Origin of the sequence: Pseudomonas sp. FSL W5-0299 (assembly GCF_005930655.1) — a bacterium.
Taxonomy (GTDB): domain Bacteria; phylum Pseudomonadota; class Gammaproteobacteria; order Pseudomonadales; family Pseudomonadaceae; genus Aquipseudomonas; species Aquipseudomonas mandelii.
This window is the reverse complement of record NZ_RXHX01000010.1, coordinates 191,314-202,433: the sequence shown is the minus strand read 5'-3', so window position 1 is coordinate 202,433 and position 11,120 is coordinate 191,314. Positions and strand designations below refer to the sequence as shown.

Annotated in this window: 10 protein-coding genes; 4 read left to right on the top strand and 6 right to left on the bottom strand. The window is 58.0% G+C overall.

Features of this window, described 5'->3' with window-relative positions:
• Positions 1-254 precede the first annotated feature (254 nt).
• The 3 genes from FHL16_RS15640 to FHL16_RS15630 all read right to left on the bottom strand — a co-directional run bounded on the left by FHL16_RS15640 (position 255) and on the right by FHL16_RS15630 (position 3,345).
• Positions 255-1,913 carry a cation acetate symporter gene (locus FHL16_RS15640; RefSeq protein WP_010456858.1) on the bottom strand — a complete coding sequence of 553 codons (1,659 nt, stop codon included), beginning with the start codon at positions 1,911-1,913 and terminating at the stop codon, positions 255-257.
• Positions 1,910-2,221 carry a DUF485 domain-containing protein gene (locus FHL16_RS15635; protein ID WP_010456859.1) on the bottom strand — a complete coding sequence of 104 codons (312 nt, stop codon included), beginning with the start codon at positions 2,219-2,221 and terminating at the stop codon, positions 1,910-1,912. The genes FHL16_RS15640 and FHL16_RS15635 overlap by 4 nt, the downstream gene beginning before the upstream one ends.
• A 272-nt stretch (positions 2,222-2,493) precedes the next feature.
• Positions 2,494-3,345 carry a glycine betaine ABC transporter substrate-binding protein gene (locus FHL16_RS15630; RefSeq protein ID WP_010456861.1) on the bottom strand — a complete coding sequence of 284 codons (852 nt, stop codon included), beginning with the start codon at positions 3,343-3,345 and terminating at the stop codon, positions 2,494-2,496.
• Between the two features lie 299 nt (positions 3,346-3,644).
• Between FHL16_RS15630 and FHL16_RS15620 the strand changes: the two genes are divergently transcribed.
• On the top strand, positions 3,645-5,240 hold the full coding sequence (locus FHL16_RS15620; RefSeq protein WP_077748650.1) for a glycoside hydrolase family 17 protein: 1,596 nt from the start codon (positions 3,645-3,647) through the stop codon (positions 5,238-5,240).
• Between the two features lie 120 nt (positions 5,241-5,360).
• On the opposite strand, the gene FHL16_RS15615 is transcribed toward FHL16_RS15620, so the two are convergent.
• A complete protein-coding gene (locus FHL16_RS15615; protein WP_010456864.1) occupies positions 5,361-5,729 on the bottom strand; it encodes a hypothetical protein in 369 nt (122 codons plus the stop codon).
• A gap of 224 nt (positions 5,730-5,953) precedes the next feature.
• On the opposite strand from FHL16_RS15615, the gene FHL16_RS15610 reads away from it, so the two are divergent.
• Together FHL16_RS15610 and FHL16_RS15605 are read left to right on the top strand one after the other, a co-directional pair.
• Positions 5,954-7,252, top strand: coding sequence for a serine/threonine protein kinase (locus FHL16_RS15610; RefSeq protein ID WP_077748649.1), 1,299 nt, complete (start codon positions 5,954-5,956; stop codon positions 7,250-7,252).
• Complete coding sequence (locus FHL16_RS15605; protein ID WP_010456868.1) at positions 7,245-8,033, top strand: MlaA family lipoprotein; 789 nt, start codon at positions 7,245-7,247, stop codon at positions 8,031-8,033. Before FHL16_RS15610 ends, FHL16_RS15605 begins: the two co-directional genes overlap by 8 nt.
• Positions 8,034-8,124: 91 nt before the next feature.
• On the opposite strand, the gene FHL16_RS15600 is transcribed toward FHL16_RS15605, so the two are convergent.
• Entirely contained in the window at positions 8,125-9,087 is a 963-nt protein-coding gene (locus tag FHL16_RS15600) for an IS110 family transposase (RefSeq protein WP_077748648.1), read from the bottom strand.
• A gap of 302 nt (positions 9,088-9,389) precedes the next feature.
• Positions 9,390-10,304: a DUF808 domain-containing protein gene (locus FHL16_RS15595; RefSeq protein WP_010456870.1), complete on the bottom strand. Its 915-nt coding sequence runs from the start codon at positions 10,302-10,304 to the stop codon at positions 9,390-9,392.
• Positions 10,305-10,438: 134 nt separating this feature from the next.
• On the opposite strand from FHL16_RS15595, the gene FHL16_RS15590 reads away from it, so the two are divergent.
• A complete protein-coding gene (locus FHL16_RS15590) occupies positions 10,439-11,044 on the top strand; it encodes a TetR/AcrR family transcriptional regulator (protein ID WP_077748647.1) in 606 nt (201 codons plus the stop codon).
• Positions 11,045-11,120: the final 76 nt, after the last annotated feature.

Below are 11,120 nucleotides of genomic sequence, written 5' to 3'. Positions count from 1 at the left end.
CTTTTTGGTTCCTTTTGGCTGGGCCGGCACTCCGGGCGTTTGACAAAAGGGACTCGCCGTAAGGGCGAAACCGCCAGCCGCCGTTACCGCAGGAATGGATATATACACCTGAGAGAGACAGGTCGGCTGTCAGGCCGCCTTCGCGGGCAAGCCTCGCTCCTACACCAAATACCATCGCCAACAAAAAAAATGCCCCGATCTCTCGACCAGGGCATTTTTCGTTTAACGCAACTTACACAGACAAACCCGAAGCCTTAGTGAGAAACCGCCCCACTCGCCCCCAAACCGGTCTGCGAACGAACAAACTGCGGGAAGAACAGCGCACGCTCATTAACGCCAGCCGCCGACTTGTCAGTGATCGAGAAGAACCAGATCCCGATAAACGCAATGGCCATCGAGAACAGCGCCGGGTACTCATACGGGAAGATAGCCTTCTCGTGATGCAGGATCTGCACCCAGATGGTTGGACCCAGCACCATCAAACCAACCGCACTCACCAGACCCAACCAGCCGCCGATCATTGCACCGCGAGTGGTCAGCTTCTTCCAGTACATGGAAAGCAGCAGCACCGGGAAGTTACAGCTCGCTGCGATGGAGAACGCCAGGCCCACCATGAACGCGATGTTCTGGCTTTCGAACAGAATGCCCAAGCCGATCGCCAGCACTGCCAAAGCGATGGTGGTGATTTTCGAGACACGGATCTCGTCCTTCTCGTTGGCCTTGCCTTTCTTGATCACGCTGGCATACAGGTCGTGAGACACCGCCGAAGCACCGGCCAGGGTCAAACCGGCAACCACCGCCAGAATGGTCGCAAACGCTACCGCCGAGATAAAGCCCAGGAAAATACTGCCACCCACCGCGTTGGCCAGGTGCACCGCCGCCATGTTGTTGCCACCCAACAGCGCGCCAGCAGCATCTTTAAAGGCCGGGTTGGTGCTGACCAGCAGGATCGCGCCGAAGCCGATGATGAAAGTCAGGATGTAGAAGTAGCCAATGAAGCCGGTTGCATACAGCACGCTCTTGCGAGCTTCTTTTGCGTCACTCACGGTGAAGAAGCGCATCAGGATGTGCGGCAGGCCAGCGGTACCGAACATCAATGCCAGGCCAAGGGAGAACGCCGAGACCGGGTCTTTCACCAGACCGCCGGGGCTCATGATCGCTTCGCCTTTGGCGTGAACCTTGATCGCCTCGGAGAACAGTGTGCTGAAGTCAAAGTTGACGTGCTTCATCACCATCAGCGCCATGAACGAGGCACCGGACAGCAACAGCACAGCCTTGATGATCTGCACCCAAGTGGTCGCCAGCATGCCGCCAAACAGCACGTACATGCACATCAGGACGCCGACCAGGATCACTGCTACGTGGTAATCCAGACCGAACAGCAACTGGATCAGCTTGCCGGCCCCGACCATTTGCGCGATCAGGTAGAACGCCACCACCACCAGCGAACCGCAAGCGGACAGCGAGCGAATCTGGGTTTGCCCAAGGCGGTAGGACGCCACATCGGCAAAGGTGTACTTACCCAGGTTACGCAGGCGCTCGGCGATCAGAAACAGAATGATCGGCCAGCCCACCAGGAAGCCGATCGAGTAGATCAGGCCATCGTAGCCGGAAGTGAACACCAGGGCGGAAATACCCAGGAAGGACGCCGCCGACATGTAGTCACCGGCAATCGCCAGACCATTCTGGAAACCGGTGATCTTGCCGCCGGCCGCATAGTAGTCGGCCGCCGAGTTATTTTTCTTGGAAGCCCAGTAGGTGATATACAAAGTCGCGCCGACGAACGCCACGAACATCAGAATCGCGGCGACGTTCAGCGGTTGTTTCTGAACCGCGCCGGTCAGGGCTTCAGCCGCCCAGGCACCCGGTGCGAATGCTGCAACGCTCAATAGAGCCAATAGACGCCGGATCATTGCTGAGCCTCCTTGAGAATCAGATTGTTCAGGTCGTCGAATTCGCCATTGGCGCGTCGTACATAGATCGCTGTCAGGATAAAGGCCGAGAGAATCAGCCCGACACCAATCGGTATCCCCCAGGTAATCGAAGAATCGGGGCTGATTTTCGCTCCCAGAATATGCGGCCCGTAAGCAATCAAAAGGATGAATCCGGAGTAAAGCCCAAGCATGATCGCCGAAAGAATCCAGGCGAACCTTTCTCGCTTACTAACCAGCTCCTTGAAGCGCGGGCTGTTTTGAATCGAGAGGTAAATGCTGTCGTTCATTGTTTTTATCCTCGCAGCACAGATTAAAGTTGGAACGTTATCCACTCTATGCGGCTGCGGGGCAGGTTCCAGACGACCTTAGTATTAGAACGACATGACAGAATCGCCATTTTCTGGTGTGACGCAACTTTTGTAGGAGCCAGGCTTGCCGGCGAAGGCGTCCTCACGATCGCTTTCGCCGGCAAGCCTGGCTCCTACAAAAAAAAACAAAAGGCCCGTTGGCAATATGCCAAGGGGCCTTGATAGGTGCTGACTAGAGCCGTCAGCTCAAATCACTTGATCCAGTCTGCAACGCGCTCAGGGTGTTTGGCCACCCAATCTTTCGCCGCGGCGTCAGGCTTGGCGCCGTCTTGAATCGCCAACATGACTTCGCCGATTTCGTCTTTCGAGGCCCACTGGAAGTTCTTCAGGAACTTGGCAACTTCCGGCGCCTTGGTGGCCAGTTCTTTGCTGCCGATGTTGTTCACGGTTTCAGCCGCGCCATAAACGCCTTTCGGGTCGTCCAGGAAGCGCAGTTTCCACTTGGCGAACATCCAGTGCGGTACCCAACCGGTCACAGCGATGGATTCGTTTTTCTTCTCGGCACGGGTCAGCTCGGCAATCATGCCGGCGCCGGAACTGGCCTTGAGTTGATACCCGGTCAGATCGTAATCCTTGATCGCCTGCTCGGTTTTAAGCATCACGCCCGAACCGGCGTCGATGCCGACGATGCGTTTTTTGAAGGTGTCGTCAGTTTTCAGGTCATCGATGGTTTTAGCCTTGACGTACTCCGGCACGATCAAGCCGATTTTTGCATCCTTGAAGTTCGGACCGTAATCGACGACTTGATCCTTGTTCTTGGTCCAGTATTCGCCGTGAGTCACCGGCAGCCAGGCGGACAACATGGCGTCGAGTTTGCCGGTGGCCACACCCTGCCACATGATCCCGGTGGCGACGGCTTGCAGTTTCACGTCATAACCCAGCTTTTGCTTGATCACTTCGGCGGCCACATGCGTGGTCGCGACGCTGTCGGACCAACCGTCAACGTAACCGATGCTCAGGGTTTTGCTCTCGGCATTGGCCATTGTGGAGCCAATCGCGAGCACCAGAGCGGCACCTGCGCCTAAAAGTCGTCGCATCTTCATCGTTACTTCCCCGAAAGTGCTGCGCTCGACGGGTGCCGAGTCGCGTCAACGTATTGTTATGGTGCACAGCGCCCCCATCACGCCCACCGCAAACTCGTTCGAACATCAGCGTGATTTTCCATGGGAGCACTGATGCCTCGATAATCAACCTGACGACAACCGGAACCTGTGCTGTCAGCGACCTCAAGGCATCGAGAAACGACATCAGAACGCCATTAATCACGACCGCCTGGAGTGCGCCGACCAATCCGCCCGAACTTTGCATGTCAAAATCATGCAAGCCCCCTAGCGCGGGGCAAATGAAGGTAACATGCGCGGCTTTGCTCCCAGACGGCCTGACCATGCCCGCGACCTCCCGCTTTCCTTTTCTGGCTTATCTCTTCGCTTGCCTGCTGGGGCTGTTTGCCCTTGGCGGCTTTTGGTACGGCCTTGGCAAACCGGTGATTCTGCCGGACGTGGCCAGCGCGACGCACAAGCTGCAATGCGCCTCCTACACCCCGTTCGACAAGGACCAGTCGCCGTTCGACGTGCCGTTCAAGTTGCGCCCCGAGCGCATGGACGCCGACCTCGCGCTGCTGGCCAAAAGCTTCGAGTGCATCCGCACCTATTCCATGACCGGCCTCGAGGCGTTGCCCGACCTGGCGCGCAAGCATGGTTTGAAACTGATGATTGGCGCCTGGGTCAACAGCAACCCGGTGGACACCGAGAAAGAAGTCGACCTGCTGATCGCCTCGGCCAACGCCAACGCGGACGTGGTGACCTCGGTGATCGTCGGCAACGAAACCCTGCTGCGCAAGGAAGTCACGGGTGCGCAGTTGGCAAAGCTGATCAATAAAGTCAAAAGCCAGGTCAAGCAACCGGTGACTTACGCCGATGTCTGGGAGTTTTGGCTCAAGCACCCGGAAATCGCCCCGGCAGTGGATTTCCTGACCATCCATTTGCTGCCGTACTGGGAAGATGATCCCTCGAACATCGATGCCGCGCTGCAGCATGTGGCCGAAGTGCGTCAGGTGTTCGGCAACAAATTCGCGCCCAAGGACGTGGTGATTGGCGAAACCGGCTGGCCGAGCGAAGGCCGTCAGCGCGAAACCGCCCTGCCGAGCCGGGTTAACGAAGCCAAGTTCATTCGCGGTTTTGTCATCATGGCCGAGCAGCAAGGCTGGCATTACAACCTGATCGAAGCTTTCGACCAGCCCTGGAAGCGCGCCAGCGAAGGTGCGGTCGGTGGTTACTGGGGGTTGTTCGATGCCAATCGCCAGGACAAAGGCGTGCTGGCCGGTCCCGTGTCGAACGTGCCGTACTGGTCGCAGTGGCTGGCCGTTGGCGGCTTGATTTTTCTTGGCACGCTGATCCTTGGCGGGCGTGTACGCACCACCCGCGCTGCACTGGTGCTGCCGCTGCTCGGCGCACTGGCGGCGTGCTCGATTGGCGCCTGGGGTGATCTGGCGCGAGTCACGACGCGCTTTGCCAGTGAATGGTTGTGGGTGGCGTTGCTGACGGGGTTGAATCTGTTGGTGCTGGCGCATGCCGCATTGACGCTGAGCGCTCGTACCGGTTGGCGTGAGCGGGCGTTCAATGCACTGGAGCGTCGAGCAGGCTGGCTGGTCGCCGGAGCAGGTTTTGCGGCGGCGGTGATGATGCTTGAACTGGTGATCGACCCGCGTTATCGCAGCTTTCCAAGTGTCGCCTTCATACTGCCGGCGCTGGTTTACCTGTGCCGCCCAGTGAGCGCGGCGCGCCGTGAAATCGCCCTGCTGACCTTCATCATTGGCGCCGGCATTGCACCGCAGCTGTTCCGTGAAGGGTTGCAGAACCAGCAAGCCTGGGGTTGGGCGCTGGTGAGTGTTTTGATGGTGGCGATGTTGTGGCGCTGTTTGCGGGTTCGCAAGGCGTAATCTTCAGCGCAGCTGGTGGCCTCTTCGCGCGCAAGCCACGCTCCCACAGGTTCGGCGAATACAGATGTTGTGTACGACGAAGATCCTGCAGGAGCGAGGCTTGCCCGCGAAGACGGACTATCAGGCGCTACGGGAGGCCCGGACCAGCCGCAACCCGGCAATCACTACCGCAAAAACGGCCAAGGTCGTGTTGTACAACGCCAGCGCCGGAAACCCGAACACCAGCGCCAGCACTGCCAGCCACCACCCTGCCCGGCCCGGCACCACAAACCCGATGATCGCAGCGGCCAGTGCAGCAAAGCCCAACACCTTGAAGTGAATCATCAAGCCCAGGTTCGAACGAATCTGGCATTCCCAGCGGCTCGCCTCGTCCACGCAGATGCCAACCCACTGCGCATCCTCCATAAAGCCATAACGCGCGCCATAACTGGCGGCCAGCCATAATGGCAGCAGAACGAGTAGCAGAATCACGGGCAGACGGCGGGACATGAAGCACTCCAATAAACGAAAACGGCGGCCAGCTTAATCCTCCGGCAGCGCTAAGCAAACGCGCGTAACAGATAATTAGTCACGAAATAGCTGCAAAGTGTATCGTCCAGCTACTATTGATCCGAAATTCGCCCAGATTGGTGCCGCAGCATGGCACTTTGGCGCAAACCCCGTGGTCATAGCCTGCGAACTTCATTCGGCACCTTCCTCTAAGGGATCTAGTCATGCTCCGTTCCTTGCGCTTCGCCGCCCTGTTTGGCGGCCTTATTTTGAGTGCGTCCGCACTGGCGGTCGATATCGACGCCGCCAGTTATGGCTACCCCTTGACCAACCCGTTCGAGGCGACCATTGCCACGACTCCGCCGGACCTGCGCCCGGAGTTACCGCTGGACGACGACATCGATCAGCAGACTCGCAGCGTGACTCTGCGCCCGGAGCGTGCATTCGAACTGCCAGACAATTTCTGGCCGGTCAAAAAGCTGACCTATCGTATTGCCACCCAGGACAAGGCTGCGCCGCTGATCTTCCTGATCGCCGGCACCGGTGCGCGTTATGACAGCAGCCTCAATGAATACCTGAAAAAGCTCTACTACAAGGCCGGTTATCACGTGGTGCAACTGTCGTCGCCCACCAGTTTCGACTTTATGAGCGCGGCCTCACGCTTTGCCACACCGGGTATCACCAAGGAAGACGCCGAAGACATGTACCGGGTGATGCAGGCCGTGCGGGCGCAAAACCCGCACGTTGCCGTCACCGATTACTACCTGACCGGTTACAGCCTGGGCGCGCTGGACGCGGCCTTCGTCGCGCACCTGGACGAAACCCGTCGCAGCTTCAACTTCAAGAAAGTCTTGCTGCTCAACCCGCCGGTCAACCTCTACACCTCGATAACCAACCTGGACAAGCTGGTCCAGACCGAGGTCAAGGGCATCAACAACAGCACCACGTTTTATGAACTGGTGCTGAACAAACTGACTCGCTACTTCCAGCAAAAAGGCTACATCGACCTCAACGATGCCCTGCTCTACGACTTCCAGCAGTCCAAGCAGCACCTGACCAACGAGCAGATGGCCATGCTGATCGGCACTTCGTTCCGCTTTTCGGCGGCCGACATTGCCTTCACCTCGGACCTGATCAATCGTCGCGGCCTGATCACCCCGCCGAAATACCCGATCACCGAAGGCACCAGCCTCACGCCGTTCCTCAAGCGTGCGCTGCAATGCGACTTCGACTGCTACATCACCGAGCAAGTGATCCCGATGTGGCGCGCCCGCACCGACGGCGGCAGCCTGCTGCAACTGATCGACCAGGTCAGCCTGTATGCGCTCAAGGATTACCTGCACGACAGCCCGAAAATCGCCGTCATGCACAACGCCGACGACGTGATCCTCGGCCCTGGCGACCTCGGTTTCCTGCGCAAGACTTTCGGCGACCGCTTGACCGTTTATCCACTGGGCGGCCATTGCGGCAACCTAAATTACCGCGTCAACAGCGACGCTATGCTGGAGTTCTTCCGTGGCTAAATACCTCCTGCTTATCGCTGCGTTACTCTGTGCAGGCGTCGCCAATGCCGACAACAGCAAAGCCAACGCACCTGTCGTGGTCGACAGTGACGGTTTCAAGGAACCGCTGAGCAAACTCAAGTTCAACCCGGGGCTGGATCAGCGCGAGTTCGAACGTTCCACGCTCAATGCGCTGAACGTCTACGATCCGCTGGAAGAGTGGAACCGCCGGGTTTATCACTTCAACTACCGCTTCGACCAATGGGTGTTCCTGCCGGTAGTCGACGGTTATCGCTACATCACCCCGAGTTTCCTGCGCACCGGCGTGAGCAACTTCTTCAATAACATCGGCGATGTGCCGAACCTGATGAACAGCCTGCTGCAGTTCAAGGGCAAGCGTTCGATGGAAACCACCGCACGCCTGTTGCTCAACACCACCATCGGCATCGCCGGCCTGTGGGACCCGGCCACGGCCATGGGCCTGCCGCGCCAGAGCGAAGACTTCGGCCAGACCCTGGGCTTCTACGGTGTACCGGGCGGCGCTTATTTCGTGTTGCCGATCCTCGGCCCGTCGAACATCCGCGACACCGGCGGCCTGGTGGTGGACTTCAGCGCCGAATCGGCGATCAACTTCCTGAACGTCTCGGAAGTCAGCTCCAACCATCCTGAGGTCTGGGCCCTGCGCGGCGTCGACAAGCGCTACCAGAACAGCTTCCGCTACGGCCAGCTGAACTCGCCGTTCGAGTATGAGAAGGTGCGCTACGTGTACACCGAGTCACGCAAGTTGCAGATCGCCGAGTAATTTCATCGGCAACAAAAAAGGCCATTCGATTCGCGTCGAATGGCCTTTTTTATGAGGTCTCTCAAGCACCAAAAAACCAATGTGGGAGATTCTATGTTTGGGGGGAACACCCAAACATAGAATTTGGCTTGTATTCGGTTTGGTTTTTCATCAGGGCAAACATCACTCTGGCCAGCTTGCGTGCCAGGATAACCAAGGCCTGAGTGCCTTTTAGACCTCTGTCCAGATAGCGTTCGTAGTACGGCTTCCAGGTCGGCGAACGGCTGGCAGCCATAGCGCTATTGTGAAACAAGCGCCGGAACTCCGAGTCCCCTCGTTTAGAGAGTCGGCGCTTTTGATCCTTTTGTCCTGACTGCCTCACACGCGGATCCATGCCGAGGAAGGCGACGTACTCGTCGCTGTTGGCAAATTCCCCACGCATAAAAGCAGTGGCCGCTGCGGTGGCCGTCAGGAGCCCTACGCCCTCGATGGCCTGGCAACGCTTCACCTGATCATCAATCCCACCTTCCTCAGCAATTTCCTTGAGCGTTTTCTGAATCATCTTTTCGAACTGGGCAATGGCGGCCAGAAGCTGGTTGAAGTGCTCTTTCAGCAAGGATTCGTTTTTCCAGCTCTGCTTGAGTGCAACACAGGCCCGGACCAACTGAGCCCGACGGCGAAGCAGGCTTTTCATTTGTGTGTAAGCCTTCGGTGGCGGATTCCAGATCCTCAATCTGTCGGATTCGCGGCTCAAGTAACGGGCCAGCAGTTCGGCATCCAACGTATCTGTTTTCGCCCTCATGCCTATTCCATCGCGGTATTTGTTGAGGCGACTGCCATCGATGACGTAAACGTCATGGCCCATTTCATGGGCCATTTCCGTTGTATCAAGGTGATAGATATTGGTCGCTTCTAGCGCGATAGCGCTGTGCGCTGGCAGCGTCTTGAGCCATTGCTTCAAGGTTGATCGCTTGTTCGCGATATTTAGGGTCTTTTCCAGGTCGGATCGATAGATAACGATCTCGTCCTTCGCCACATCCACACCGACGACCACCTGCGAATCCAGGATTGTCATGGCACACCCTCCGAGCTAGGGTTTAGATACTTGACGGGGTTCACCGTTGCGCTGGCTTGTTTCTATCGTCGGTCCGAGCCGATGCATTCCTTATCGGCGCATTAGGTGAAGGGGTGGGACGAAGTCTCCCACGGTCTGTACTGGTTAGAGTCAGATGACGAGCTTTAGTCCCACCCACCCCTTCAAGTCTAAACATACAAGCGAGCCTGCTCGCGATGGGGCCAGCACAGTCAACATCTATGCTGACTGAAACACCGCTATCGCGAGCAGGCTCGCTCCCACACTTGGAAAGTGCCCAGCTTCTAGCCTTTCAGTGTTTTCCAGATTTTGCTGGCGACCATAACACCCGCCAGCACCACAGCTCCGGCCACAATCCCCGCCACCGCATTCAGCAACGTCGGCACGATAAACCCGGCACCGCCAGCCCCTGCACTGACGCTTTCAATCCAGTGATGAACCACCGGCACGCCATGGGTCAGAATCCCGCCGCCCACCAGGAACATTGCTGCCGTGCCGATCACCGACAGGCCTTTCATCATGTACGGCGCTGCGCGCAGAATCCCGCCGCCGATGCTTTTGGCCATCTGCCCGGGCTTCTGGGTCAGCCACAGGCCGAGATCATCAAGCTTGACGATACCCGCCACCAGGCCATAGACACCGATAGTCATGACGATGGCAATACCCGACAGCACGATAACCTGCTGAGTCAACGACGCATCTGCCACGGTGCCGAGGGTGATGGCGATGATTTCCGCCGACAGGATGAAGTCGGTGCGGATAGCGCCCTTGATCTTGTCTTTCTCGAACGCCACCAGATCAACGGCCGGATCGGCCACGGCTTCGACCAGCTCGGCATGTTCGGCCTGATCTTCAGCCTTGCTGTGCAGGAATTTGTGGGCGAGTTTCTCGAAACCTTCGAAACACAGGTAGGCGCCACCGACCATCAACAGTGGGGTGACCAGCCACGGGATGAACACGCTGATCGCCAGCGCGGACGGTACCAGGATCAGTTTGTTGAGAAACGAGCCCTTGGCCACGGCCCAAACGACCGGTATTTCCCGTTCGGCACGCACGCCGCTGACCTGCTGGGCATTGAGCGCCAGATCGTCACCGAGCACGCCGGCGGTCTTCTTGGCGGCCATTTTGGTCATCAACGCCACATCGTCGAGAACGGCGGCGATGTCGTCGATCAGCATCAGCAAACTGCTTCCTGCCATAAATCAGGTTTCCTTCTTGAATGAATGCCGCGCAGCATAGCGCGACCGAGCGCCACACGGGGCATTCTTGAGCGCCGCGCGAGGCCGGTGATACCATGCGCAACCGCCAGAACAGGCAAGGAACCCCCTGGTTTATGAGCACTATCCGCGAGCGCAACAAAGAACTGATCCTGCGTGCCGCCAGTGAAGAATTTGCCGACAAGGGCTTCGCAGCGACCAAAACCAGTGATATCGCAGCCAAGGCGGGATTGCCCAAGCCCAACGTCTATTACTACTTCAAATCCAAGGAAAACCTCTACCGCGAGGTCCTGGAAAGCATCATCGAGCCGATTCTGCAGGCGTCGACGCCGTTCAACGCCGACGGTGTGCCCAGCGAAGTGCTGAGTGGCTACATTCGCTCGAAAATCCGCATCTCCCGCGACTTGCCTTTCGCCTCCAAGGTATTCGCCAGCGAAATCATGCACGGCGCCCCGCACCTGAGTGCCGACCTGGTCGAACAGCTCAACGGCCAGGCCAAGCACAACATCGACTGCATCCAGACCTGGATCGACCGCGGCCAGATCGCCCCGATCGACCCTAACCACCTGATGTTCAGCATCTGGGCCGCGACGCAGACCTATGCTGACTTTGACTGGCAGATCACGGCCATTACTGGCAAGGCCAAGCTGGATGAAGAGGACTATGAAGCGGCGGCGCAGACGATAATTCGGCTGGTGCTGAAGGGGTGTGAGCCCGACTGATAGACCGCGGTGCGCCGCCTTCGCGAGCAAGCCCGCTCTCACAGTGAATCCTCAGCGATCACTAAATCTGCGATTA